The organism is Streptomyces sp. NPDC000134, from assembly GCF_042899225.1.
Lineage (GTDB): Bacteria > Actinomycetota > Actinomycetes > Streptomycetales > Streptomycetaceae > Streptomyces.
Genome location: NZ_JBIAZN010000022.1, coordinates 54,133 through 79,221 on the forward strand (window position 1 = coordinate 54,133; position 25,089 = coordinate 79,221).

19 protein-coding genes are annotated in these 25,089 nt (G+C 74.5%); 11 read left to right on the forward strand and 8 right to left on the reverse strand.

Going from position 1 to position 25,089, the window contains the following annotated elements; translation table 11 throughout:
- Positions 1-49 precede the first annotated feature (49 nt).
- The 6 genes from ACFY32_RS27955 (at position 50) to ACFY32_RS27980 (ending at position 7,198) form a co-directional block, all read left to right on the forward strand.
- Positions 50-2,233: an aminotransferase class I/II-fold pyridoxal phosphate-dependent enzyme gene (locus ACFY32_RS27955; protein ID WP_390675608.1), complete on the forward strand. Its 2,184-nt coding sequence runs from the start codon at positions 50-52 to the stop codon at positions 2,231-2,233.
- A gap of 132 nt (positions 2,234-2,365) precedes the next feature.
- A complete protein-coding gene (dpgA, locus tag ACFY32_RS27960; protein ID WP_359200749.1) occupies positions 2,366-3,493 on the forward strand; it encodes a 3,5-dihydroxyphenylacetyl-CoA synthase DpgA in 1,128 nt (375 codons plus the stop codon).
- A 41-nt stretch (positions 3,494-3,534) separates the two neighbouring features.
- Positions 3,535-4,197, forward strand: a complete 663-nt coding sequence (dpgB, locus tag ACFY32_RS27965) for an enoyl-CoA-hydratase DpgB (RefSeq protein ID WP_359200751.1) — start codon at positions 3,535-3,537, stop codon at positions 4,195-4,197.
- Positions 4,194-5,501 (forward strand): (3,5-dihydroxyphenyl)acetyl-CoA 1,2-dioxygenase DpgC, encoded by a 1,308-nt coding sequence (gene dpgC, locus ACFY32_RS27970; protein ID WP_359200753.1) that lies wholly within the window; start codon positions 4,194-4,196, stop codon positions 5,499-5,501. The genes dpgB and dpgC overlap by 4 nt, the downstream gene beginning before the upstream one ends.
- Positions 5,498-6,304 carry an enoyl-CoA-hydratase DpgD gene (gene dpgD / locus ACFY32_RS27975; RefSeq protein WP_359200755.1) on the forward strand — a complete coding sequence of 269 codons (807 nt, stop codon included), beginning with the start codon at positions 5,498-5,500 and terminating at the stop codon, positions 6,302-6,304. Before dpgC ends, dpgD begins: the two co-directional genes overlap by 4 nt.
- Positions 6,305-6,388: 84 nt before the next feature.
- A complete protein-coding gene (locus ACFY32_RS27980; protein ID WP_359200757.1) occupies positions 6,389-7,198 on the forward strand; it encodes an alpha/beta fold hydrolase in 810 nt (269 codons plus the stop codon).
- 23 nt (positions 7,199-7,221) lie between these two features.
- Here the strand turns inward: ACFY32_RS27980 and ACFY32_RS27985 are convergent, their stop codons facing one another.
- From ACFY32_RS27985 to ACFY32_RS27995, 3 genes are all read right to left on the reverse strand, one after another.
- Positions 7,222-8,286, reverse strand: coding sequence for an SPFH domain-containing protein (locus ACFY32_RS27985; RefSeq protein WP_390675609.1), 1,065 nt, complete (start codon positions 8,284-8,286; stop codon positions 7,222-7,224).
- A 4-nt stretch (positions 8,287-8,290) separates the two neighbouring features.
- On the reverse strand, positions 8,291-8,722 hold the full coding sequence (locus tag ACFY32_RS27990) for an NfeD family protein (RefSeq protein WP_359200761.1): 432 nt from the start codon (positions 8,720-8,722) through the stop codon (positions 8,291-8,293).
- A gap of 264 nt (positions 8,723-8,986) precedes the next feature.
- Entirely contained in the window at positions 8,987-10,072 is a 1,086-nt protein-coding gene (locus ACFY32_RS27995) for a hypothetical protein (protein WP_359200763.1), read from the reverse strand.
- A 71-nt stretch (positions 10,073-10,143) separates the two neighbouring features.
- Between ACFY32_RS27995 and ACFY32_RS28000 the strand changes: the two genes are divergently transcribed.
- Positions 10,144-11,982 carry a LuxR C-terminal-related transcriptional regulator gene (locus ACFY32_RS28000; RefSeq protein WP_390675610.1) on the forward strand — a complete coding sequence of 613 codons (1,839 nt, stop codon included), beginning with the start codon at positions 10,144-10,146 and terminating at the stop codon, positions 11,980-11,982.
- Positions 11,983-11,985: 3 nt separating this feature from the next.
- On the opposite strand, the gene ACFY32_RS28005 is transcribed toward ACFY32_RS28000, so the two are convergent.
- Complete coding sequence (locus ACFY32_RS28005) at positions 11,986-14,580, reverse strand: CHAT domain-containing tetratricopeptide repeat protein (protein ID WP_359200877.1); 2,595 nt, start codon at positions 14,578-14,580, stop codon at positions 11,986-11,988.
- A 147-nt stretch (positions 14,581-14,727) separates the two neighbouring features.
- Between ACFY32_RS28005 and ACFY32_RS28010 the strand changes: the two genes are divergently transcribed.
- Genes ACFY32_RS28010 through ACFY32_RS28020 form a run of 3 tightly spaced genes read left to right on the forward strand, consistent with a single transcriptional unit; the run spans position 14,728 to position 17,257 of the window.
- Entirely contained in the window at positions 14,728-16,161 is a 1,434-nt protein-coding gene (locus ACFY32_RS28010) for a S8/S53 family peptidase (protein ID WP_359200767.1), read from the forward strand.
- The gene (locus ACFY32_RS28015) at positions 16,158-16,796 is read left to right on the forward strand and encodes an RNA polymerase sigma factor (RefSeq protein WP_390675611.1); all 639 of its coding nucleotides are present in this window, start codon (positions 16,158-16,160) and stop codon (positions 16,794-16,796) included. The genes ACFY32_RS28010 and ACFY32_RS28015 overlap by 4 nt, the downstream gene beginning before the upstream one ends.
- On the forward strand, positions 16,793-17,257 hold the full coding sequence (locus tag ACFY32_RS28020; protein ID WP_390675612.1) for a hypothetical protein: 465 nt from the start codon (positions 16,793-16,795) through the stop codon (positions 17,255-17,257). The genes ACFY32_RS28015 and ACFY32_RS28020 overlap by 4 nt, the downstream gene beginning before the upstream one ends.
- Before the next feature lie 49 nt (positions 17,258-17,306).
- Here the strand turns inward: ACFY32_RS28020 and ACFY32_RS28025 are convergent, their stop codons facing one another.
- The 4 genes from ACFY32_RS28025 to ACFY32_RS28040 form a co-directional block, all read right to left on the reverse strand.
- Positions 17,307-18,101 carry an N-formylglutamate amidohydrolase gene (locus tag ACFY32_RS28025; protein WP_390675613.1) on the reverse strand — a complete coding sequence of 265 codons (795 nt, stop codon included), beginning with the start codon at positions 18,099-18,101 and terminating at the stop codon, positions 17,307-17,309.
- 91 nt (positions 18,102-18,192) lie between these two features.
- Positions 18,193-20,412, reverse strand: a complete 2,220-nt coding sequence (locus ACFY32_RS28030) for an NADP-dependent isocitrate dehydrogenase (protein WP_359200775.1) — start codon at positions 20,410-20,412, stop codon at positions 18,193-18,195.
- A gap of 117 nt (positions 20,413-20,529) precedes the next feature.
- A complete protein-coding gene (locus ACFY32_RS28035) occupies positions 20,530-21,606 on the reverse strand; it encodes a mechanosensitive ion channel family protein (RefSeq protein WP_359200777.1) in 1,077 nt (358 codons plus the stop codon).
- 209 nt (positions 21,607-21,815) lie between these two features.
- Complete coding sequence (locus tag ACFY32_RS28040; RefSeq protein WP_390675614.1) at positions 21,816-22,775, reverse strand: YbhN family protein; 960 nt, start codon at positions 22,773-22,775, stop codon at positions 21,816-21,818.
- 318 nt (positions 22,776-23,093) lie between these two features.
- Here ACFY32_RS28040 and ACFY32_RS28045 point away from each other — a divergent pair, with 318 nt between their 5' ends.
- Positions 23,094-24,998, forward strand: a complete 1,905-nt coding sequence (locus tag ACFY32_RS28045) for an ABC transporter ATP-binding protein (RefSeq protein ID WP_390675615.1) — start codon at positions 23,094-23,096, stop codon at positions 24,996-24,998.
- The last annotated feature ends 91 nt before the right edge of the window (positions 24,999-25,089 follow it).

Here is a 25,089-nt window from a genome sequence, read left to right on the forward strand (position 1 = left end):
CAATGCGCGGGAGGACCTCGATCCCGTTCTCGTGGATTTCCTGGCACGGGTGGAAAACGCCTCGGCCGCGAACCGCGCGGCGTTCGACCGCGCGGGGCTGAAGCAGGGCGGGCCGAGTCACTCCGGCCCGCCTGAGACCGCCGCGAAGATCCTCGGCCGCAACTGGGCGGCGCCGCTGGCCGTCGGCCCGCTCGCCGGGCTGGTCCGGCCGGAAGCGCTGCCCGCCGTGCTCGGCGCGGCGGGCCGGGCGGGACTGCCCGCCGTGGTCAGCGCCCTCACCCCCGTCCCCGGCCCGGCGGTCCCGGAGACGCCGCTGTGGCTGCGGACGTACGCCTTCCAGGACGACGGCACCGCGCGGCGGACCGCCGCCGGCGCCGAGGACGCCGGGTACACCGCCCTCGTCCTCGCGCTCGGCCCCCAGGACGGAGCCGCCCCCGCTCCGGCCGCCGGGACCGGGCTCCCCGGGCTCCGCGACCGCGCCGACTGGGCCGACCTGGAGCGGCTGCGCGCGGCTAGCGGGCTGCCGCTGCTGGTGGCCGGCGTGCGTACCGCGGCGGACGCCGTCCGGGCCATCGACGCCGGGGCCGACGGCCTCGTCACCGACCGCCTGGAAGCGCTGCCCGTCGTCGCGGCCGCCACCACCGGGGGCCGCCCCGTCCTGCTGGAGGGCGGCGTCCGCCGGGGCGCCGACGTCCTGACCGCCCTCGCCTCGGGCGCCGACGCCGTCCTCCTCGGCCGCCCGGTCCTGGACGCCCTGCTCAGCGGCGGCGAGGCCGGCGTCGCCGCGGCGCTGACCGGCCTGGCCGGCGAGCTGGCGGCCGCGATGGCCTTCACCGGCACCCCCACGGTCACCGAGGCCCGCCCTTCCGTGCTGCGCACCGCCCCCCGCCCGGTGACGGTCACGCCCCCGCCCACCGCCGCCCCCGCGTCCCCCGACCGCCCCCTGCGCAGGGCCGATCTGCACGCCAGCGTGTCCGACCCGGTGCTGGACACCATGAACTTCCTCAACGAGATCACCCACCGCTACCCGGACGCGATCTCCTTCGCCCCGGGACGGCCCTACGACGGGTTCTTCGAGACCGAGCGGATCTTCACCTACGTCCGCGGCTACCTCGACCACCTGGCCGCCCAGGGCCGGACGCCGCAGGACATCCGTACCGCGATGTACCAGTACGGCCCCACCGCCGGGCAGATCCGCGAGATCGTCGCCGACTCGCTGCGCGTGGACGAGGACATCGACGTACCCCCCGAGTCGATCGTCATCACGGTCGGCGCGCAGGAGGCCATGCTGCTCGTGCTGCGCGCCCTCTGCGCCGGCCCCGGCGACGTCCTGCTCGCGGCGAGCCCCTGCTACGTCGGCATCACCGGCGCGGCGAAGCTGCTGGACGTGCCGGTGACCGCGGTGGAGGAGCGCGCGGACGGCTTCCACAGCGCCGACCTGGAGGCGGCGATCCTGCGCGAGCACGCCCGCGGCCGCCGCCCCCGCGCCTTCTACGTCATCCCCGACCACTCCAACCCCTCCGGCGCCACCCTGGACGAGGCGACCCGCCGGGAACTGCTGGCCCTGGCGGAGCGCTACGGCATCCTCCTCATCGAGGACAGCCCCTACCGCCGGGTGAGCCCGGGTACGCCGCTGCCGACGCTGAAGTCCCTGGACACCTCGCGGTCGGTCGTCCACCTCGGCTCCTTCGCCAAGACCGTCTTCCCCGGCGCCCGGGTCGGCTTCGCCGTGGCCGACCAGCGGGTGGTGGACGACGAGGGGCGGACCGGACTGCTCGCCGCCGAACTCGTCAAGATCAAGAGCATGGTGACGGTGAACACCTCGTCCCTGAGCCAGGCCGCGGTGGCGGGCGCCCTGCTGGCCGCCGACGGCCGGATCTCCGCCCTGAACGCCGACGCGGCCGCCTACTACGGCGACGCCATGCGCACCACGCTCCGCGCCCTGGACGCCCGCATCCCGGCCGGCCGCCGCGAGGCGCTGGGCGTGCGCTGGAACGAACCCGCGGGCGGATTCTTCCTCAGCGTGCACGTCCCCTTCCGGGCGGACGAGGCGGCGCTGACCCGTTCCGCACAGGACTTCGGCGTCATCTGGACGCCGATGCGTTACTTCTATCCGCAGGGCGGCGGGCAGCACGCCCTCCGCCTCTCCACGAGTTATCTGACGACCGCGGAGATCGAAGAGGGAACCGCGCGGCTCGCGCGGTTCATCGAGGCGCAGAGCCGCGAAGAATGACATCCGGAATTCCTTCCGGATCTCTCCGGAAAAAGCGATCGGGAAAACGATCGGAAAGGCGAAGCAAGTGACCGGCAGCATCAATGCGACAAAACCGCGCAGCAGGCCGCGCATGTGGGGGTGGACCTACAGATGACCATCATCCTGGACCGAGCCGAGACACCGGTCCTGACCGGTGACGGCGCGCTCAAGACGCCGTACCGGCCCCGGATCGTCGGGGTGGGCACGGCGGCGTCCGACACGATCTACACCCAGACGGAAGTGCTGGACGCCTTCGGGATAACCGACCCGAAGATCCGTTCCGTCTTCGTCAACAGCGCCATCGACACGCGCCACCTGACCCTGCCCGACCCGGACGCCGACGGGGTGCGCAGCCCCGAGCCGCAGGGCGACCTGCTGGACAAGCACAAGTCCATGGCCGTGCGGATGGGCGTCGACGCCCTGAACGCCTGCCTGAAGCAGGCCGGCGCCGAACTGTCCGACCTGCGGCACCTGTGCTGCGTCACCTCCACCGGCTTCCTCACCCCCGGGCTGAGCGCCCTGATGATCCGCGAGCTGGGCATCGACCGGCACTGCAGCCGCAGCGACATCGTCGGCATGGGCTGCAACGCCGGGCTCAACGCGGTGAACGTCGTCTCCGGCTGGTCCGCCGCCCACCCGGGCGAACTCGCCGTGGTGCTCTGCACGGAGGCGTGCTCCGCCGCGTACGCGATGGACTCCTCGATGCGGACCGCGGTCGTCAACAGCCTCTTCGGCGACGGCGCCGGCGCCATCGCCCTGATGTCCGGGCCCGGCGACGAGGCGTCCGGCACCACGGAGGGCCCGACCATCCTCAAGCTGGCCAGTTGCATCATTCCCGAAGCGGTCGACGCGATGCGCTACGACTGGGACCGCGAACTGGACCGCTTCAGCTTCTACCTCGACCCGCAGATCCCGTACGTCGTCGGCGCGCACGCCGAGGTCGTGGTGGACCGCCTGCTGGGCGACACCGGACTGCGCCGCAGCGACATCCGCCACTGGCTGGTGCACTCCGGCGGCAAGAAGGTCATCGACGCGGTCATCGTCAACCTGGGCCTGACCCGCCACGACCTGCGGCACACCGTCGGCGTGCTGCGGGACTACGGCAACGTGTCCAGCGGATCGTTCATCTTCTCGTACGAAAGGCTGCTCGACGAGCAGGTCACCCGGCCCGGCGACTACGGCGTGCTGATGACCATGGGACCGGGTTCCACGCTCGAGACGGCACTGGTCCAGTGGTGAGAACGGGGGAGCAGACAGTGGGGGACGACACGGTGAGGGACATGAGCGACGCACTGACGCTGAGCATCGACGGGACGCGGCCGCTGTCGATCGGGGCCGTCCGGGACATCACCGCCCTGTGCGACCGGGCCGAGGACCGGGGCGAGGCCGGCACGGTGACCCTCAAGGTCAGCGGCGCGCCCGCGCCCGACTGGACGGACGGGCTGACCGTCGCCCTGGTCACCAAGTGGGAGCGGGCGCTGCGCCGCCTGGAGCGGCTGCCGGCCGCGACGGTCGCGCTGGCCTCCGGGGACTGCGGCGGGCAGGCCCTCGACGTCTTCCTCGCCGCCGACATCCGGATCGCCACCCGGGACACCCGGCTGCTGCTGCCCTTCGACGGCGAGTCGACCTGGCCGGGGCTGGCCATGTTCCGGCTGGTCCAGCTCGCCGGCTCGGCCCGCACCCGCCGGGCCGTCCTGTTCGGGCAGCCGGTCAAGGCGTCCGAGGCGCTGATGCTGGGCGTGGCCGACGAGCTGACCGACGACCTGGACGGCGCCGCCGCCGCGACGGCACAGCGGCTGGCCGGACTGTCCGGCAAGGAACTCGCCATCCGCCGCCAGCTCCTGTTCGACGCGGTCACCACCAGCTTCGAGGACGCGCTCGGCCCGCACCTGGCCGCCTGCGACCGCAGCCTGCGCCGCACCGCGGCCGAGGAGGCCGCATGAGTGCGGACCCGAAGGGAGCCCCGGCCGCCCTCGACGGGTGGCCGGCCCTGACGGAGGCGGCGGGGCGGGAGACGGCGGCCCTGGCGTCGCTGCCCTCGCCGACGGAGCGCACCCCGGGGCAGCGGGCCGAGGCGGAGGCGGCCAAGGACGCCGCCCGCGCGGCGCGCTCCCGGTTCCTGGACGACCATGTCGACGCCGTCTACGACCGGCTCACCGACGGCCGCTCCCGGTCGCTGCGGATCGAGGAACTGGTCGAGGCCGCGGCGGCCGCCTTCCCCGGCCTGGTGCCGGACGCCGGTCTGCTGGCCCGGGAACGCGGCCGCACGCAGGCCGACAAGGACGGCCACGAGATCGACCAGGGCATCTTCCTGCGGGCCGTGCTGCGCTCACCCGTCGCCGGCCCCCACCTGATGGACGCCATGCTGCGGCCGACGGCCCGCGCGCTGCGCCTGCTGCCGGAGTTCCAGCGCACCGGCGTGCTGGAGATGGAGGCCGTACGGCTGGAGCGCCGGGACGGGGTGGCCCGGCTGACGATGTGCCGGGAGGACCGCCTCAACGCCGAGGACAACCAGCAGGTCGACGACATGGAGACCGCCGTCGACCTGGCCCTGCTCGACCCGTCCGTACGGGTGGGCCTGCTGCGGGGCGGCGAGATGAGCCACCCCCGCTACCGGGGCCGCCGGGTGTTCAGCGCCGGCATCAACCTCAAGAACCTCAGCTCCGGCGACATCTCCCTGGTCGACTTCCTGCTCCGCCGGGAACTGGGCTACATCCACAAGCTCATCAGGGGTCTGCGCACCGACGACGCGGGCGCGTGGCACGTCCGGTACGTGGAGAAGCCCTGGGTGGCGGTGGTGGACGGCTTCGCGATCGGCGGCGGCACCCAGTTGCTGCTCGCCTTCGACCATGTGATCGCCGCGTCCGACGCCTACCTCAGCCTGCCCGCCGCGAAGGAGGGCATCATCCCCGGCGCGTCCAACTTCCGGTTCAGCCGGTACGTCGGGCCCCGGCTGTCCCGGCAGGTGATCCTGGAGGGCCGCCGGATCTGGGCCACGGAACCCCAGGCCAAGCTGCTCGTCGACGAGGTGGTGGAACCGGCCGAGCTGGACGCCGCCGTGGAGCGGAGCCTGGACCGGCTCGACGGCGAGGCGGTCCTCGCCAACCGCCGGATGCTCAACCTGGCGGAGGAACCGGAGGACGCGTTCCGCGCCTACATGGCGGAGTTCGCCTTCCAGCAGGCGCTGCGGCTGTACGGCGAGGACGTGATCCACAAGGTCGGCCGGTTCGCCGCGGGGTCGGCGTGAGCGACGACGGCCGGCCACGGGTCCGTTACGAGAAGAAGGACCACGTCGCCCACGTCACCCTCGACCGTCCCGAGGTGCTCAACGCGATGGACCTGCGCACCCACGAGGAACTCGCGGGTGTCTGGGACGAGGTCGAGGACGACGACGACGTCCGGGTGGTGGTGCTGACCGGCGCCGGCGACCGGGCCTTCTCCGTCGGGCAGGACCTCAAGGAGCGGGCCCGCCTGGACGCGGAGGGGGAGCCGCCGACGACGTTCGGCAGCCGGGGCCGGCCCGGCTGGCCTCGGCTCACCGAGCGGTTCGACCTGTCCAAGCCGGTGGTGGCCCGGGTCAACGGGTACGCCCTGGGCGGCGGTTTCGAACTGGTGCTCGCCTGCGATCTGGTGATCGCCGCGCACGACGCGGTGTTCGCGCTGCCGGAGGTCCGGCTCGGGCTGGTGCCCGGCGCGGGCGGGGCCTTCCGGCTGGCCCGCCAGATGCCCCTGAAGCAGGCCATGGGGTATCTGCTCACCGGACGCCGGATGGACGCGGCGACCGCCCTGCGCTTCGGGCTGGTCAACGAGGTCGCGGAGCCCGGCGAACTGGACCGGCGGGTGGCCGAGTGGACGGACGACCTGGTCCGCAGCGCGCCCCTGGCGGTGCGGGCCGTGAAGGAGTCGGTGATGCGCTCCCTCGACCAGCCGCTGCCGGAGGCGTTCGCCACCCGGTACGTCTGGGAGGAACGCCGGATGCGCAGCAGCGACGCCGTGGAGGGCCCCCGGGCCTTCGCGGAGCACCGGGAACCGGTGTGGACCGGCCGGTGACCCGGCCCTGACGGCCGGACCGCCGGCGGGCGCACCCCCCGCCGGCGGCCCGGCCCCGCCCGACTTCAGGAAGGGAAGACACCGATGCCCGTCGCGCGGATCAACGGGATCAACCTCGGCTACGACGTGTACGGGACCGGCACCCCGGTGGTGATGGTCACCGGCACCGGCGCCCCCGGACGGGTCTGGCGCACCCACCAGGTACCGGCGCTCACGGCGGCCGGGCACCAGGTGATCACCCTGGACAACCGGGGCATCCCGCCCACCGACACCTGCCCCGGGGGCTTCACCCTGGACGACATGGCCGCCGACGTCGCCGGCCTGATCGAGCACCTCGGGGCCGGGCCCTGCCGGGTGGTCGGCTACTCGCTGGGCGGCATCGTCGTCCAGGAACTGCTGCTGGCCCGGCCCGACCTGGTCACCCGGGCGGTGCTGATGGCGAGCAGCGGCCGCACCGACGAACTGATCGCCGCGATGACGGCCGGCGACATCGAACTCGCCGACAGCGGTACGAAGATCCCGCCCGCGTACGCGGCCTACACCCAGGCCCTGCAGAACCTCTCGCCGCGCACCCTCAACGACGACGAGCGGCTGCGCGACTGGCTAGGCGTCCTCGAACTGTCGATGGTCGACCGCTCGGCGGTCCGCGCCCAGCTCGGTCTGGACCTGATCCCGAACCGGCTGCCGCACTACCGCGCGATCGACCGGCCCTGTCTCGTGATCGGCTTCCAGGACGACCTGGTGGTCCGCCCGCACCTGTGCCGCGAGATCGCCGACGCCGTCCCCGGCGCCCGCTACACGGAGATCCCCGGCTGCGGCCACTACGGCTATCTGGAGCGGCCCGAGGCCGTGAACGCCGCGATCATCGACTTCTTCGCCGAGGACCCGGGCTGAGCGCACCCGCCGGCCGGCGGCGCTCAGCGCGGCGGGGCCGCGCCCGGACCGGGACCGGGACCAGAACCGGGGGCGGGGGAGGGGGCGGCGTCGGCCCGCGCGGCGTCGGCCAGCGCCTCGGCCGCGGCCTCCGCGGCCCGCGCCGAGTCGTCGGCGGCCTTGGCGGACATGCCGTCGTCGGCCGGCTTCTCACGGGTGGCCGGCGACGGCGGCAGCACCTCGCCGAAGGCCCGGGAGACCCCCTGGAGCGCGGTGGTGATCTCGCTGGGGATCACCCAGAAGTTGTTGCCGGGCCCCTGCGCCAACTGCGGCAGCGCCTGGAGGTACTGGTAGGCGAGCAGCTTCGGGTCCGGGTCGTTGCGGTGCACCGCCTGGAACACCTCGTCGATCGCCCGGGACTGGCCCTCGGCCTGGAGGATCGCGGCGGTCCGGTTGCCCTCGGCGCGCAGGACGGCGGCCTGCTTGTCGCCCTCGGCGGTGAGGATCTGCGACTGGCGCTGTCCCTCGGCGCCGAGGACCGCGGCCCGCTTGTCCCGCTCCGCCCGCATCTGCTTCTGCATCGCGTCCTTGATGGACTGCGGCGGGTCGATCGCCTTGATCTCCACCCGGTTGACCCGCAGCCCCCACTTGCCGGTGGCCTCGTCCAGCACGCCGCGGAGCTGGCTGTTGATGGTGTCGCGGGAGGTGAGGGTCTTCTCCAGGTCCATCGAGCCCACCACGTTGCGCAAAGTGGTGACGGTGAGCTGCTCGACGCCCTGGAGGAAGTTGGCGATCTCGTAGAAGGCCGCCCGGGGATCGGTGACCTGGAAGTACAGCACGGTGTCGATCTCCACGACCAGGTTGTCCTCGGTGATCACCGGCTGGGGGGTGAAGGAGACGACCTGCTCCCTGAGGTCGATCAGCGGATGCACCCGGTCGATGAAGGGGATGACGAGACTCAGCCCCGGGGTCAGGGTGCGGTGGTAGCGGCCGAGCCGCTCGACGTTGCGGGCGCGTGCCTGGGGCACGATGCGCACCGCCCGTACCACGGTGAAGATCGCGATGAGCGCGACGATCAGGCCGGCGATGACAGGCGCGGTGACGTCCATGGCTTCAGTCCCGGGGGTAGACGAAGGCGGTGGTGCCGCTGATCCGGATGACGTCGACGGTGGCTCCCGGCGCGATGACCAGCGTCTCGTCGTAGGGGCGGGCCGTCCACTCCTCCCCGTCGATACGGACCCTGCCGCCCGTGGCCGTCACCTCGGTGACGGTGTACGCGGCCTTGCCGACCAGCGCGTCGATGCCGAACCGGGCCGGCTGCGGCCGGGTCAGGTGCCGCAGCGCGACCGGGCGCACGAACAGCACGGTGACCGTGGCGAGGACGGCGTAGAGGAGGAACTGCAGGGGCGGCGGGACACCGAGCGCGGCGGACCCGGCGGTGAGCACGGCGGCGACGCTCAGCATGCCGAGCGCGGCGGTGAGCGTGCAGATCTCCGCCACGGCCAGCACGGCCCCGACGATCAGCCAGATCAGCCAAGGTTCCATCACGCGCCTCGTCTCACCGGTGCGCACGTGCTTTCACCCTACCGCGCGGGACGCCTTTCGACCCGGGGCCGTCGGCCCGGGACCGCCCCGGCCGGCCCGCCCCCCGCGAAGGCGGCCCCGTGGTGCGGAGCCGCCTTCGCGCGTCGGTCCGCCGACCCCCGTACGGCGGACCCGGCGCGACGCGGCCGACCCGTCTCCCTCCCCCAGAGGCGACGGGCCGGCCGCTCCCCCGGCGCCGGTCTGTGGTGGCTCACGGCCGTGCTGTCACCAGCACATGACCGCGGTCTGGCCCGGACCCCACGAGGAGTACAGGCGCACTCGGACGACATAGCGGCGGCCCTTGACGAGCCGCGCCCTGATGGTGGCGTTGTGCGGGGTCCCCCCGTCGTCCCGCCCGGCGAGGTAGCGGGGCTCGGCGTCCCGCTCCTCGAAGAGCACGACGACGGCGTCCCCGTCCCCGAAGGTGCCCACGGTGTACTCGCGGGTCTGCGGCGGTTCGATCACGAAGTCGGCCTGCTCGCCCGGACCGAGCCCCAGCGGCACCGAACGGAACGGCACCAGCGCGGGCGGCCCGGACGGGTCGGCCGGCGGGTACCAGCGCAGGACGAACTCCTTGTCGGCGGCGGACAGCGTGCCGGGCGGATGCACCCCCGCGCGGTACTGCTCCGGCTCCAGGATCAGCCCCGGCGGGAACGGGAACTGCATGACCGACTGCGGGTCCCAGACGGCCCCGTTGACCTCGTCGGCGTCCAGCTTGCGCAGGATGTTGGCGTACGTCCGCTCCCGGCTCCAGTGATGCGGCGGCCCGGCCAGCTCGGCGTAGACCGCCTCGTCGTCCCAGTGCAGCCCGGCGAACGGACTCTGGTGCTCGTGCAGCATCCCGAGCACGTGCCCGATCTGGTGCAGGGCCGTACCGCGCTCCCCGGGCGCGGTCAGGTCCCAGCCGAAGTTCATCGTGCGCTCGTGCGTCCCCACCCGCAGCGCGTCCTTGCCGACCGCCGACCAGGAACCGTCCCCCTCCTGGAACCCGATCCGCAGCTCGGCCTCGGAGCGGTCGCCGACCTCGGTGAAGACCAGCCCGATGCCCAGGTCCTGCCACTGCCGGAAGCCGTCCCGCACCACGTCGCACTGGGCCGCGTCCCCCGCCCACGGCACCCGGCCGGTCCGGCCGGTCCCCGGGACCGTGATGACCGAGGCGTCGGTGTCGGCGTCGAAGAAGTAGTAGTGCAGCACCGTGCCGTCGACCCACATCCGCCGCCCGCCGACGAGCGCGCCGAGCCGCTCGGCGGCCAGCCCCGGCGGAAACGCGGGAGCGGGCTGCTGCGCGAGCGAGCAGTAGCGAGCGGTCATGGACGACAGCGTGCCGCCCGGCCGGTCCCGGCACCTGAGTCGAGGGCTACTCAAGTCGCCCTGTATCAGGAATGAGTACTCCGGCTCCTGTTGTCGTGACGACTTGCGACGCGACGATCCCCGCCCCGGGCGCCCAGGCGCCCGCAGCGCCCTGGCCGTTCACCGGGCGCGAGGAGGAACTGGAGCTGGTACGCCGGTCCGTGACCGCCGGCCGCCCCGGCCTCGTGGTCACCGGCCCGGCCGGGTACGGCAAGACCCGGCTGGTCACCGAGGCGGTCCGCGGCACCGACCACCTGCGCGTGGCCGGCACGCCCGAGACCCGGGACCTGCCCTTCGCCGCCTTCGCCCACCTGCTGCCCGAGCCGGTCACGCTGCACCGCGCCGCCCGGTTCCTGGCCGGGGTGCGGCTGCTGGTGGTCGACGACGCGCACTGGCTCGACGACGCCTCCGCCGCCCTGGTCCACCAGTCGGCCGTGCACGGTCGCACCCGGCTGCTGGTCGTCGCCACCGACGGCGCCGCCGCGCCGGAGGCCGTCTCCCGGCTGTGGACCGGCGACCTCCTGCCCCGGCTCGCCGTCGGGCCGCTGCCCCGCGAGGACACCGCCGACCTGCTCGCGGCGGCCGTCGGCACCGCGCCCGAACCGCTCACCGCCGGGCATCTGCACCGCCTGTGCCGGGGCGACCTGCGGCTGCTGCGCGAGCTGCTGACGGCGATGCGCGACCGGACGCCGCCCGGCCCGGCCCCGGACACCGGCGAATGGGCGTGGCGGGGACCGGTGCCGGTCACCGCGGCCGTGCGCGAACGCCTCGCGCCGGACCTCGACCGTGTCCCGGACGAGGCGCGCGAGACCCTCCAGCGGCTCGCCTTCGCCGAACCCCTGCCGCTCCACTGGGACCTGGACGGCCTCGACGTACGGGTCCTGGAACGACTGGAGGCCGAGGGGCTGGTCCAGGTCGACGCCGACGGCGGCACCCGCCTGGCCCACCCCCTGCACGGCCCCGTCCTGCGCGCCACGGCCGGCAGGCTGCGCGCCCGCAGGCTGGCCCGCGCCTCGGACGACCGGTGCGCCCGCGCCCTCGCCGCCGAGACGGCCGCCCTGACCCGCCGCACGCGGCGGTCCGACGTCCGCCCGGCCGACGCGCCCGTGGGGGAGTGGCTGGTCGCCGAGGGCATGGGACTGCCCGCCCCCGACGCCGCGGTCCGCGCCCGCTTCGCCCGCCTCGGCGGCCGCCTCAAAGAGGCCGCCGCCTGGGCCCGCGAGGGCCTGCGCCACACCCCGGACGACCCCGACTGCCGTACCGAACTCGCCCTGGCGGCGGCCCAGACCGGGCCCCCGGCGGCCGGCGACCCGGCCGCCGCGCCGGTCTGGGCCGCCGCCGCACGCGGGGACCTCGCCGGCGCGGTCGCGGCGGTCGCCCAGGACCCCTACGACGCCGTACGGCTCGGGGCGCCCGAGCGGGCCGCCGGACAACTGGGCGGGGTGTTCGCCGCACACGCCGACGCCCTGGCCCGGGGCGACGGGCCCGCCCTGGACCGGGCGGCCGAGGACCTGCGGCGGCGCGGGTTCCTGCTGTTCGCGGCCGAGGCGTACGCCCAGGCCGCCGCCGTCCACCGCGACCCGGGCGCCGCGCGCACCGCCCGGACCCGGGCCGTCGCCCTCGCCCGGCGCTGCCAGGGCGCCCGCACCCCGGCCCTGTCCGGCCTCGTCCTCGGCGAACTCACCGCCCGGCAGCGGCAGATCGTCACCCTGGCCGCCGCCGGACTGAGCAACCGGCAGATCGCGGAGCGGCTCACCCTCTCCGTGCGCACGGTCGGCAACCACCTCTACAGCGCCTACGCCCGCCTCGGCGTCGGCGACCGCGGCACCCTGCCCTGGCTGGTGGAGCTGCCCGAGGCGCAGCCCGCGTGAGGCTCAGGCCGCCCCGAACGCCGAGAACGCCCACCCCGTCGCCTGGTGCACCGCGTCGCCCGGCAGCGAGGCCCGCGCGTCGCGCAGCGCCTCGGCCAGGGAGAGCCCGGCGCCCAGGCCCTTGTGCAGGGCGAGCATCAGCGGGACCACCGCCGCGTCGTTGACCGGCGCGCTGCACGCCACCACCCCGGCCGTGCCGAGCGGCAGCAGGGCCGTGACCAGCCCGAGCAGCTCGTCCGCGCCGACGGACGCGCACCGGGCGGTTTCGCAGCAGGACAGGATGATCCGGTACGGGCTGCGGTCCAGGCGTTCGAAGTCGTGGACGATGAGCGGCCCGTCCGCCATCCGCAGCGAGGAGAACAGCGGGCTGTCCGCCCGGAACGCGCCGTGCGCCGCGATGTGCGCCAGCGCCGCCCCGTCCAGCTCCCGCAGCACCCGCGGCACCCGCGCCCCGTCCCCCTCCAGGACCACCGGCCGCCCGTCCCCGCCGGCGCCGCGCCCACCGCCGTACCCCTGGGCGAGCAGCGGCACCTCCGCACCCCCGCTGGCCAGCCCCGGACCGCGGACCAGGACGTGCCGGCCCCCGGGCGGCGGCGCGGTCCGCCGGGCGCGCAGCCAACTGCTCGCCGACGGGGAGACGCTGAGCACCCGCTCCCGCAGCGCGGGCAGCAGCGCCCAGGGCACCATGTGCAGCCGCGCCGGCGGCACCACGACCACGGGGCCGGAGCCGAGCTGCGCCGCCGCCGCACCGAACAGCAGCTCCTCCAGGCGCCGCCCCGCCGCCTCCACCAGCGGAAGCCGCGCCTGGGCACCCGGGTGGGCCAGCCGCCGCAGCCCCGCCTGCACATGCGCGGCCTCCTGCTCCGCCTCCGCGAGCAGCCCGCCCTCGAACCGCCGCACCCGCCCCTGGCCGCACAGCAGCACCTGCACCCGCCCGTCGAGCACGGCCAGCTCCACCAGCCGTACGTCCTGCCCGAGCGCCGCCAGCAGCCGGCCGACGTCGAACCGGTCGCCGCCGCCCGGCGCCTCGCCCCGCATGTGCAGGGTCCGGGACCGCACCTCCCGCTCCAGCCGCCGCTGCTCCCGCTCCAGCGCGGCGACCGGCCGCCCCTCCATCCGGGCGTCCTCCGCGCGGGCCGCGATGACCCGGAACGCGGTGAGGTCGCTGAGCAGCGCCGGGTCGGCCGGCGGCCGGGTGGGCGGCGCGGCCAGCACCGTCGCCCGCCACCGCTCGCTCCACACCAGCAGCCGCCGCGGCCCGCCCGAGGCGAGCGAGGCCCGCTGCGCCAGCGCGGCCAGCTCCGCGCCCTGCGCGGTGGCGCGGGCCCGCAGCTCCGAGGCGCCCAGCGTCATCCGGTGGTCGTCCAGCACGTCCAGGCCGCGCCGGCACGCCTCCAGCACCCCCCGCGCCGACCCGGCGGCCCGCGCCCGCAGCGCCTGCGCCGCCCAACCCGTCATCCGGGCCAGCGGCGGCCCGTTGTGCCGGCTGCGGGCGGCCACCGACAGATGCCGCTCCGCGTCCGCCGTCCAGTCCAGGCCCAGCGCGATCCGCCCCGCCAGCAGCGACGCCTCCGGCGCGGCCGGCGACCCGAACGAGGCCAGCTTCTCCGCCACCGCCGCCGCCTCCCCGACCAGCCGCCCCGAGGCCCGCCCGGTCGCCACCCGGGCCTCGATCAGCACCAGCCGGGCGTGCGTCTCGTACCAGGTGCGGCGCTGCGCCGCGAACAGCCGCACGGCGACGGCCGCGCGGGCTATCGCGGTCTGCGCGTCCCCCGCCAGCCGGGCCGCCCGCGCCGCCACCAGCAGCAGTTCCGCCTTGCGGGTGGACTGCCCGCCGATGCCGTCCAGCACCGCGATCGCGGTGTCCGCCTCGGCCAGCGCCTCCGGGGCGAGCCCCGCCGCCATCAGGACCTCGCAGCGCCGGATGTTCAGCACGAACGTCGGCGTGCCCAGCGCCGCGTACCGCTCCTCGGCCTCGTCCAGCAGCTTCAGCGCGGCCGGGATGTCCCCGGAGCGGAACGCGGCCAGCCCCCGGCTCTCCACCGCGTCGGCCTTGTCGTGCTCCTGGCCCGTGGTGTCCCACAGTGCCTCCGCCGCCGTGAAGTCGGCGTCCGCCCGGTCCACCGCGCCCAGCGCCAGATGGACGGTGGCCCGCAGCGTCAGCGCCCGCGCCGTCCAGATCGTGTCGTCGGCCTGCCGCAGCACCGGTATCGCCCGGCGCACGTCCTCCAGCGCCTCGCCGTGCCGGCCCAGCACCCACCACACGTACGCCCGCCGGTACCGCACCCGCGCCCTGGTGTGCCCCGCGCCCCGGCGCACGCCCCGTTCGAAGGCGGCCAGGCCCTCCCGGGTGCGCCCCGCGTGCACCAGCGCGACCCCGAGGGTGGCCAGCACGTCCGCCTCCCGGTCCGCGGAGTCCGCGCCGGCCGCGAGGTCACGGGCGCGCCGCAGGTGGTCCAGGGCCAGGCGGGTGTCGCCGAAGTCCCGCTGCCAGATGCCGATCACCTGGTGGGCGACCGAGGCGTGCAGCGGCGGCGGAGCGGCGCCCAGCACCTTCTCCGCCCTCGCCAGTGCCTCGTTCGGGGCGGCGAACACCATCGGCAGCAGTTCGAGAACCGAGTCGCTTCCCGCTGTCACCCCATGGATGGTAGTGCTCCGCAACCGCGCCACACAGATTCGGGTCTGTATCAATCGGCAGCGTGCGGACTCTGATTGACGACCGACGCCTCAGTAGGAGGACCCGCCATGGCACCACAGCGATTCCGCGAGCAGTTCGACCAGATCCAGCGCTCGATGCCCGACGTCCCCCTGGCGATGGGCCCGGACGACTCCGCCGAGTTCTTCTACGAGAAGGGCGTCGTACTCGCCCGCGACGGCGAGGAGGCCCGCCTGGTCGAGGACACGGTCCGCGAGCACTTCACCGCCGCCCCCCACCTCACCGCCGACCACGTGCGCCGGGCCGGCCCGGAGACCAACCGCACCGGCGTCACCCGCATCCAGGTCGGCGACCCCGCCCGGGGCGACCACAGCGGCGACCCGGCCGTGGCGAACGCGCTGCGCTCCCTGCGGGCGGCGGAGGGCCGCACGGGACGCAGACTCGTCAGCCGCAACCACGTGGTGCACATCGCCGTCAACGCCTGCCCCGGCGACGAACCGGTGCCCGTGGCCCGCACCGAGCGGCCCAACCCGGCACCGGCCGGCACGCCCTACGACGCCGAGACCGCGGTCGGCGTCATCGTCATCGACACCGGCCTGATGGCCGACCACCGCGACTGCCCGCTGCTGGCCCACACCCGGGGCGACGCGCAGCTCCAGGAGTGCGACGACACCGGAGTGCTCCAGCAGTACGTCGGCCACGGCACGTTCATCGCCGGGCTCCTCGCGGCCGTCGCGCCCAACACGGACATCATCGTGCGCAACACCCTCAACGACGCCGGGGCGATCCTGGAGTACGAGTTCGGCGAGAAGCTGTTCGAGGCCGTGGACCGGGACGGCTGGCCCGCCGTCCTCAGCCTCTCCGCCGGCACCTCCAACGGCCGCACCGACGGCCTGCTCGGCATCCAGGCGTTCATGGAGGAACTCCGCGACCAGGGCACCCTGCTGGTCGCCGCCGCCGGCAACAACGGCAGCGCCACCCCGTTCTGGCCCGCCGCCTACGCCGACCTGCCCGGCTGGGAGTCCGCGGTGCTGTCGGTGGGCGCGCTGCGCGGCGACGGCGAGTACGGCGCCTGCTTCACCAACCACGGCGCCTGGGTCAAGGCGTACGCCCCCGGCGAGCGCCTCGTCGGCGCCCTCACCGGCTTCCGCACGCCCGTCCCGTACGTCTACCAGCACTCCACCTACGACGCCTGCCGGTTCGGCTTCGGCTACACCTGCACCTGCCAGGAGCCCCGGCACACCGGGGTGCTGAGCGAGCCGGGCGAGGTCCCCGGCAAGCCGGACCAGGTGATGTTCGAGGGGTACGCGCAGTGGAGCGGCACCTCCTTCGCCGCCCCCGTGGCCGCCGGCCTGGTCGCCGCCCACATGACCGCCGAGGGCGAGACCGACCCGCGCAAGGCCCGGGGCCAACTCCTCGCGGCCAACGCCGAGTACGCCGAGGTGCGCGGGGCGCACGTACCGGCGCTGCTGCCGCCGACATGGCGCCCGGTGCCCGTCGGTCCGCCGAACGAGGCCGCATGACGGGCGGAACGGCCCCCTCCACGGCGTACGATGACGTCTCGTACACGAGGGGTGGGACCGTGGACCGTACAGATGTCGGCGCGCTCGTCCAGTCCGCCGCCGACGGTGACGCGGGGGCCTGGAAGGCGCTGGTGGAGGGGCTGGGCCCGCTGGTCTGGTCGGTGGTGCGCGCGCACGGGCTGTCCGACGCGGACGCGCACGAGGTGTACCAGACGGCCTGGTTCCGGTTCGCCCAGCACCTGGGCCGGCTCCGGGAACCGGAGAAGGCCGGCTCCTGGCTGGCGAGCACCGCGCGGCACGAGTGCCTGAAGGTGTTCCGGGCGTCGCGCCGCTGGACGCCGACCGACGACCCGCAGGTACTGGACCGGATCAGCGAGGACCGTACGCCGGAGGAGGCCGTGCTCGACTCCGAGGAGGCCGCCGCCCAGAGCGAGCGGGTCCGCACGCTGTGGCAGGAGTTCGAGGCGCTGGGCGAGCGGTGCAGGCAGTTGCTGCGCGTGCTGATCGCGTCGCCGCAGCCCAGTTACCAGGAGGTGTCGGCGGCCCTGGGCATCGCCGTGGGCAGCATCGGCCCGACGCGCCAGCGCTGTCTGCGCCGGCTGCGGGCCCGGCTCGAATCACGGGAGGCGGTATGAACGAGCGGGGTACGCACGATGACGAGGGCTTCGAGGAGTCGCTGCTGGAGGAGGAGCTGCGCGGGGCGGCGGCCATCCTGGACCCGGTGCCGGCCGAGCTGAGCCGGGTCGCCGTCGAGGCGTTCGCGCTGCACGACCTGGACGCCCGCCTGGCCGAGCTGGCCTTCGACTCGCTGGTCGACGCCATCCCGGTGCGGGGCGAGACCGATCCGCCGCGGATGCTGACCTTCCACGCGGGCGAGGTGAGCCTCGACGTCGAGGTGAGCGCGCAGGGGCTGATCGGGCAGGTGATGCCGCCGCAGCCGGCCCGGATCGAGGTGCTGAGCGGACCGCAGAGCGCTCACGCGCTCGCCGCCGACGACCTGGGCCGGTTCACCGCCGACGTCCCGCCGGCCGGTCCGTTCGCGCTGCGCCTGCGGGCGGGCGGCGAGGTCGTCGTCACGGAGTGGCTGCGCGCCTGACCCGCGGCACGCGGGTGCCCGCCCGCCGGCGCGGACGGGCACCCGCCGGTCAGCGCGAGACGGCGTCGACCAGCGCCGCGAGCGCCCCGGCCAGTCGGTCCAGGCCGGGGCCGGCCGGGCCGCCCGGCTCGCTCATGTAGGTGTCGCGGCGGATCTCCACCATCAGCGCGCCGACCTCGGCCCGCTCGCCGTAGAACTCCAGCGGTACGTACGTCCCCGCGAACGGGCTGTCCAGCCCCGTCCCCCCGCACCCGGCGAACGCCTCCCGCGCGGCGGCCAGCAGGGCGGGCGGGGTGTGGAAGGCGTCGGTACCCAGGCAGACCGGCGGGCGTGGTCCGTCGCCGTGCAGTTCGTACGGGAGCCGCTCGCTGGGGTAGGAGTGCACATCGACGATCACGGCCCGGCCGGTGGCGGCGAGCCGGCCGGCGACCGCCTCGGTCATCGCCTGCGCGTACGGCCGGAAGTACCGCTCGATCAGCGGTTCCGGGTCGGTGTCCGCGGGCCGCAGCACGGCGCCGTGCGCGGTCCGGGTGTAGACGGCGCCCATGCCGACGGCCGTCATCTCCTCGCGCTCGTCCGGGAACCGCTCGGGGTCGACGACCAGCCGGGAGAGCCGGTTGACGAACCGCCACGGCCGGGTCCCGGCGAGGGCGGCCGCCGCCTCGGCCAGTTCGGCGGTGTGCGCGTCGGTGAGATGGTCCAGCTCCCGGTCCAGTTCCGCGTCGGCCAGCACGATGCCGGACCGGACGGCGGGCGGGACCCGCCGGGCGGAGTGCGGGACGTGCAGGATCACGGGGGAGTGCGCGGCGCCGGGCAGCAGCGCGAAGGACGGGGCGTCGGTCATGGGCGGGGCCGCTCCGGTCGGTCACGAAGACGGGCACCCCGCCCCCTCCGCGCGGGGGAGGGGGCGGGGTGCCCGGGGGGACTGGCGGGGGTCAGGCGAGGGAGGCCAGCGTCTCGTTCCAGGTCGCCGACGGGCGCATGACCCGGGCGGCCTTGGCCGGGTCGGGCTGGTAGTAGCCGCCGATGTCGGCCGGCTCGCCCTGCACGGCGTTCAGCTCCTCGACGATCTTCGCCTCGTCGGCGGCGAGCTTCTCGGCCAGCGGCGCGAAGGTCTTCGCCAGGTCGGCGTCGTCGGTCTGCCGCGCCAGCTCCTGCGCCCAGTACAGGGACAGGTAGAAGTGGCTGCCGCGGTTGTCGATGCCGCCGACGCGGCGGGTCGGGGACTTGTCCTCGTCGAGGAAGGTCGCCGTCGCGCGGTCGAGGGTGTCGGCCAGGACCTTGGCACGGGTGTTGCCGGTGGTCTCGGCGTACTGCTCCAGGGACGGCACCAGGGCGAAGAACTCACCCAGGGAGTCCCAGCGCAGGTAGTTCTCCTTGACCAACTGCTGGACGTGCTTGGGCGCGGAGCCGCCGGCGCCGGTCTCGAACAGGCCGCCGCCCGCCATCAGCGGGACCACCGACAGCATCTTGGCGCTGGTGCCCAGCTCCAGGATGGGGAAGAGGTCGGTGAGGTAGTCGCGCAGCACGTTGCCGGTGACCGAGATGGTGTTCTCGCCGCGGCGGATGCGCTCCACCGACAGCTCGGTCGCCTCGACCGGGTTCAGGACCCGGATGTCCAGGCCCTCGGTGTCGTGCTCCGTCAGGTACTGCTTCACCTTGGCGATCAGGTTGGCGTCGTGGGCGCGGGTCTCGTCCAGCCAGAACACGGCCGGGTCGCCGGTGGCGCGGGCGCGGGTGACGGCCAGCTTGACCCAGTCGCGGATCGGGGCGTCCTTGGTCTGGCAGGCGCGGAAGATGTCACCGGCGGAGACGGCCTGCTCGATGACGGCGGTGCCGTCGCCGTCGACCAGGCGGACGGTGCCGGTCACCGGGATTTCGAAGGTCTTGTCGTGGCTGCCGTACTCCTCGGCCTTCTGCGCCATCAGGCCCACGTTCGGGACCGAGCCCATGGTGGCGGGGTCGTAGGCGCCGTTGGCGCGGCAGTCATCGATGACGGCCTGGTACACGCCGGCGTAGGAGGAGTCCGGGATGACGGCGAGGGCGTCGTGCTCCTGCCCGTCCGGGCCCCACATGTGGCCGGAGGTGCGGATCATGGCCGGCATCGAGGCGTCGATGATGACGTCGGAGGGGACGTGCAGGTTGGTGATGCCCTTGTCGGAGTCGACCATCGCCAGCTCCGGGCCCTCGGCCAGCTCGGCGTCGAAGGACGCCTTGATCTCGGCGCCCTCGGGCAGCGACTCCAGGCCCTTGTAGATGCCGCCCAGGCCGTCGTTCGGGGTCAGCCCGGCCTTGGCGAGCGTCTCGCCGTACTGCGCGAACGTCTTCGGGAAGAAGGCGCGCACCACGTGACCGAAGATGATCGGGTCGGAGACCTTCATCATCGTGGCCTTCAGGTGCACGGAGAACAGCACGCCCTCCTGCTTGGCGCGGGCGACCTGCGCGGTGAGGAACTCGCGCAGCGCGGCCACGCGCAGCACCGAGGCGTCGACGACCTCGCCCTGCTTCACCGGTACCGACTCGCGCAGCACGGTGGTGGAGCCGTCGTCGCCCACCAGCTCGATGCGCAGGGTGCCGTCCTCGGCGATGACCACGGACTTCTCGGTGGAGCGGAAGTCGTTCTCGCCCATGGTCGCGACGTTGGTCTTCGACTCGCCGGTCCAGGCGCCCATGCGGTGCGGGTGGGTCTTGGCGTAGTTCTTCACCGACGCCGGGGCGCGGCGGTCGGAGTTGCCCTCGCGCAGGACCGGGTTGACCGCGGAGCCCTTGACCTTGTCGTAGCGGGCGCGGATCTCGCGCTCCTCGTCGGTCTTCGGGTCGTCCGGGTAGTCCGGCAGCGCGTAGCCCTGGCTCTGCAGCTCGGCGACGGCGGCCTTGAGCTGCGGGATCGACGCCGAGATGTTCGGCAGCTTGATGATGTTGGCCGCGGGGGTCTTGGCCAGCTCGCCCAGCTCCGCCAGGGCGTCCGGAATGCGCTGGTCCTCGGTGAGGTACTCCGGGAACACGGCGATGATGCGCCCGGCCAGCGAGATGTCGCGGGTCTCCACCGCGACGCCCGCCTGCGCGGCGTAGGCCCGGATCACCGGCAGGAAGGAATATGTCGCCAGGGCCGGGGCCTCGTCAGTGTGCGTATAGATGATGGTCGAGTCAGTCACCGGGTGCTCCGCTCCACGTCTGCAACATTGCTCGACATCAAGATATCTCGTGATCGACCGTGACTCGACAGGGGCCGCCGGGAGAATTCGGACGGCCCCCGCCTCTTCGGCGTCCGTTCAGCGCGCGGTGATCTCCTCGCCGCTGCGCTGGTGCGGGAAGACCACGGCACCCTGCTGGAGCGCGACGGTCCGGGCCGGCGCCGGGATGCGGATGCCCTCGTCGCGGTAGCGCCGGTGCAGGCGCTTGATGAACTCGTGCTTGATCCGGTACTGGTCGCTGAACTCGCCGACGCCCAGGATCACCATGAAGCCGATCCGCGAGTCGCCGAAGGTGTGGAAGCGGACCGCCGGCTCGTGCTCCGGGACGGCGCCGGTGATCTCCGTCATCACCTCGGTGACCACCTCGGACGTCACCCGCTCCACCAGCTCCAGATCGCTGTCGTACGCCACCCCGACCTGGACCGTGATGGTCAGCCGCTGCTCGGGCCGCATGAAGTTGGTCATGTTGGTCTTGGCGAGCTGCCCGTTGGGGATCACGATCAGGTTGTTGGACAGGTCGCTGACGGTGGTCTGCCGCCAGTTGATGTCCTCCACATAGCCCTCCTCGCCGCTGCTGAGCCGGATGTAGTCGCCGGGCTGCACGGTCTTGGAGGCGAGGATGTGGATGCCCGCGAAGAGGTTGGCGAGGGTGTCCTGGAGCGCCAGGGCGACCGCCAGACCGCCCACGCCCAGCGCGGTGAGCATCGGCGCGATGGAGATGCCGAGGGTCTGGAGCACCACCAGGAAGCCGATGGCGAGGACCAGGACCCGGGTGATGTTGACGAAGATCGTGGCCGAGCCGGCCACCCCGGAGCGGGACGTGGTCACGGTCCGCACCAGCCCGGCGATGACCCGGGCCGCCGACACCGTCACCACGGCGATGAACAGGACCGTCAGCACCTGGTTGACGTTGTGCTGCACCGTCCGGGTCAGCGGCAGCGCCGCCGCGGCGCCCGCCGTGCCGCCCAGCACGGCGCCCCACGGCACCACCGAGCGCAGCGCGTCCACGATCACGTCGTCGCCGCTCCAGCGGGTACGGCCGGCGTGCTCGCCCAGCCAGCGCAGCAGCATGCGCAGCAGGAAGGCGCCGATCAGCCCGGCGGCCAGCGCGATGCCGGCGAACACCAGGTCGTCCACGGTGAGGTCGCGGGTCACCGGTCACCTCCGGGGACGGCAACGGCGGCGAGAGTGCTCGCCGACGGCCGGATGTGAAGTCTCGTCACGTCGTCACCTGCTCGTTTCCGGTAGGACTTGCACGCCGCTCGGCACAGTGTCCGAGCGGCGCGACCGCTCATCCTGCCGCATCCCGCCGGGTGGGCCGCACCGCGCCGGCCGGGCGGGGTGCGGCTTCGGCCACCGGGACGTCAGATCACCTTCAGCCGCACCAGCGCCGCCAGGGTCAGCGCCCCCGGCGGCAGCGGCAGCCAGACGGTGATGATCCGGTAGGCCAGCACCACCGCCGTGGACAGCGCAACCGGGCCGCCCGCCGCGACCAGGGCCATCACCAGCGCCGCCTCGACCGAGCCGATGCCGCCCGGGGCCGGCACCAGCGCGACCGCGACCGTCGCCGCGAGGTACGCCACCGCCAGGTGCGCGGCCGGCACCGGCAGTTCCAGGGCCCGGCCCACCAGCGCCAGCCCGGCCGCCTGCAACGCCGGGAAGGCCAGCGCACCGCCCCACAGGGCCAGCGCCCGCGCCGGCCGGGCGTGCACCGAACGCGCCTCGCCGAGCGCCGTGCGCAGGAACGACGCCACGGCCGCGCGCACCCGGGGGGCCGGCGCCAGCACGCCCGCCGCCACCACCGGCGCCGCCGCCCCGGCGAGCAGCAGCGGCCCGAGGAAGCCCTCGGGCAGCAGTGCCCCCAGGCGCAGCGCCCCGGGGAACGCGAGCAGCAGCGCGCCCAGCAGGGCCACCCGGCCGACGCTCTCGGCCAGCAGATACAGGGCGAGCGCCGCCGAGGAACGGGCGAGCGGCACCCCGCACACCGTCATGAACCGCAGGTTGACCGCGCTCGCGCCCAGCCCGGTGGGCAGCAGGTGGTTGGCCGCGCCCGCCGCGAACTGGGCGGCCAGCAACCGCCGCCGGGGCAGCCGCTCCACCACCGCCCCCTGCCGGGTGCAGGCGGCGGCCACCCAGGTCAGACAGGTCACGCCGGCCGCGGCCAGCAGCCACGGCCAGCGGGCCTCGGCGAGATGGCCGAACCCTTGCGCGAGCACCGACCGGTGCCGCACCGCCACCACGGCGACGAGCAGCGGCGGAACGAGACAGAGCACCTGCCGGACGGGGAGGCGACGGCACAACCGCCGCGAGAGGGCTCCGGGCATCGGCGGGGCTTCGGGGAGCGGTGGGGCTCCGGGGGCCGGCCAGGCTTCCGGGAGCGGTGGGGCTTCGAGGGCCGGTGGGGCTCCGGGGATCGGCGGTACTTCGGGGACCGGCAGGGCTTCGGGGACCGGCGGTGCGTGAGGTGCCGGGGGAGCGTCGGGGCGTCGTACCGCTGTCGCTGCTGTCACGGCTTCTGTCACACCCCGGAAGCCTCCCCGCCCCGGCCCAACGGCGGGTGGCAGCCACGGGGACGGCGGTTTACGGGTGGACAGCGGCCGGTCCTTGACCCCAAGGAAGGTCGAGGTTCTAGCGTCATCGGCATGAGCATGGAGACCACCGCCTGGACCCAACTGCACGGCGTGCTGAACGCCGAGCGGGACCGCCGCCCCTTCGCCCGCGCCACCCTGCGCCGCATCGGCGCCTTCGCCCGCCCGCACCGCCGCCGTATCACCGTCTTCCTGCTGCTCGGGGTGGTGACCGCGCTGCTCGCCGTCGCCACCCCCGTCCTGGCCGGACACGTCGTCGACGCGCTCGTGTCGGGCGGCGACGAGGGCACCGTGGTCCGGCTCGCCCTGCTGATCGCCGCGATCGCGGTCGCGGAGGCGGTGCTCGGCATCCTCTCCCGGAGGCTGTCGGCGACGCTGGGGGAGGGACTCATCCTCGATCTGCGCACGACCGTGTTCGATCATGTGCAGCGCATGCCCGTCGCGTTCTTCACGCGTACCCGTACGGGAGCGCTGGTCTCCCGCCTCAACAACGACGTCATCGGCGCCCAGCGCGCCTTCAGCAACACCCTGTCCGGGGTGGTCGGCAACGTGGTGACGCTGCTGCTCACCCTCGCCGTCATGCTCGGCCTGTCCTGGCAGATCACCCTGCTCGCGCTGGTGCTGCTGCCGGTCTTCGTGGTCCCGGCCCGGCGGATGGGCACCCGGATGGCCCGGATGCAGCGCGAGGCCGCCGCCCTGAACGCGTCGATGGGCACCCGGATGACCGAGCGGTTCTCCGCGCCCGGCGCCACCCTGATCAAGCTGTTCGGCCGCCCCGAGGAGGAGTCGGCCCAGTTCGCGCTCCGCGCCGGCCGGGTCGCCGACATCGGGGTGCGCACCGCGACCGCGCAGGCCGCGTTCATCACCGCCCTCACCCTGGTCTCCGCGCTCGCCCTGGCCCTCGTCTACGGCCTCGGCGGCTTCTACGCCCTGCGCGGCAGCCTGGAGCCCGGCGCCGTCGTCTCCCTCGCGCTGCTGCTCACCCGCCTGTACGCGCCGCTCACCGCGCTCGCCGGGGCGCGCGTGGAGGTGATGAGCGCCCTCGTCAGCTTCGAGCGGGTCTTCGAGGTGCTCGACCTGGAACCGCTCATCGCCGAGAAGCCCGGCGCCCGCACGGTCCCGGACGGCCCCGTGGCCGTCGAGTTCGACGACGTCCGCTTCGGCTACCCGTCCGCCGACAAGGTCTCCCTCGCCTCCCTGGAGGAGACCGCCGCCCTGGACACCCGGGGCGGCGCCGAGGTCCTGCACGGCGTCTCCTTCCGCGCCGAACCCGGGCAGACCGTCGCCCTGGTCGGCTCCTCCGGCGCGGGCAAGTCCACCATCGCCCAGCTCGTGCCGCGCCTGTACGACGCCGGCTCCGGCACCGTGCGCGTCGGCGGCGTCGACGTCCGCGACCTGACCGCCCGGTCGCTGCGGGACACCGTCGGCATGGTCACCCAGGACGGCCACCTCTTCCACGACACCGTCCGCGCCAACCTGCTGCTCGCCCGGCCGGACGCCGCCGAGGACGACCTGTGGGCCGCGCTCGGCCGGGCCCGGCTGGACACCCTCGTACGGTCCCTGCCCGACGGCCTGGACACGGTGGTCGGCGAGCGCGGCTACCGGCTCTCCGGCGGCGAACGCCAGCGGATGACCATCGCCCGGCTGCTGCTGGCCCGCCAGCGCGTGGTCATCCTCGACGAGGCCACCGCCCACCTGGACAACACCTCCGAGGCGGCCGTCCAGGAGGCCCTCGCCGAGGCGCTGGAGGGCAGGACGGCCCTGGTGATCGCCCACCGCCTGTCCACGATCCGGGCCGCCGACCAGATCCTGGTCGTCGAGGCCGGCCGCATCGTGGAACGCGGCACCCACGACGAACTCCTCGCCGCCGACGGCCGGTACGCCCAGCTCCACCGCGCCCGGTCCGCCCGCCCCGCGGCCCGGGTACCGGCGGACGCCCCGGCCGGGACGCCGGGGTAGAGTTCCCTGCCGCTGCCGGAGGGGGCCCGGCGGCCCCTCGTCAGTACGCACGACGCGCACGTGTCCGTCCGAAGAGCCGGACCGCCGCGCC

Coding starts and splice junctions, on each gene's coding strand:
- ACFY32_RS28005 (WP_359200877.1), bottom strand. CDS start 14,580: ATGGTGTTCGCCGCCCCGAACGAGGCACTGGCGAGGGCGGAGAAGGTG.
- ACFY32_RS28020 (WP_390675612.1), top strand. CDS start 16,793: ATGAACGAGCGGGGTACGCACGATGACGAGGGCTTCGAGGAGTCGCTG.
- ACFY32_RS28040 (WP_390675614.1), bottom strand. CDS start 22,775: ATGCCCGGAGCCCTCTCGCGGCGGTTGTGCCGTCGCCTCCCCGTCCGG.
- ACFY32_RS28010 (WP_359200767.1), top strand. CDS start 14,728: ATGGCACCACAGCGATTCCGCGAGCAGTTCGACCAGATCCAGCGCTCG.
- dpgC (WP_359200753.1), top strand. CDS start 4,194: ATGAGTGCGGACCCGAAGGGAGCCCCGGCCGCCCTCGACGGGTGGCCG.
- ACFY32_RS27985 (WP_390675609.1), bottom strand. CDS start 8,286: ATGGACGTCACCGCGCCTGTCATCGCCGGCCTGATCGTCGCGCTCATC.
- ACFY32_RS28025 (WP_390675613.1), bottom strand. CDS start 18,101: ATGACCGACGCCCCGTCCTTCGCGCTGCTGCCCGGCGCCGCGCACTCC.
- ACFY32_RS27990 (WP_359200761.1), bottom strand. CDS start 8,722: ATGGAACCTTGGCTGATCTGGCTGATCGTCGGGGCCGTGCTGGCCGTG.
- ACFY32_RS27995 (WP_359200763.1), bottom strand. CDS start 10,072: ATGACCGCTCGCTACTGCTCGCTCGCGCAGCAGCCCGCTCCCGCGTTT.
- dpgB (WP_359200751.1), top strand. CDS start 3,535: ATGAGCGACGCACTGACGCTGAGCATCGACGGGACGCGGCCGCTGTCG.
- ACFY32_RS28045 (WP_390675615.1), top strand. CDS start 23,094: ATGAGCATGGAGACCACCGCCTGGACCCAACTGCACGGCGTGCTGAAC.
- ACFY32_RS27980 (WP_359200757.1), top strand. CDS start 6,389: ATGCCCGTCGCGCGGATCAACGGGATCAACCTCGGCTACGACGTGTAC.
- dpgA (WP_359200749.1), top strand. CDS start 2,366: ATGACCATCATCCTGGACCGAGCCGAGACACCGGTCCTGACCGGTGAC.
- ACFY32_RS28015 (WP_390675611.1), top strand. CDS start 16,158: ATGACGGGCGGAACGGCCCCCTCCACGGCGTACGATGACGTCTCGTAC.
- ACFY32_RS28000 (WP_390675610.1), top strand. CDS start 10,144: ATGAGTACTCCGGCTCCTGTTGTCGTGACGACTTGCGACGCGACGATC.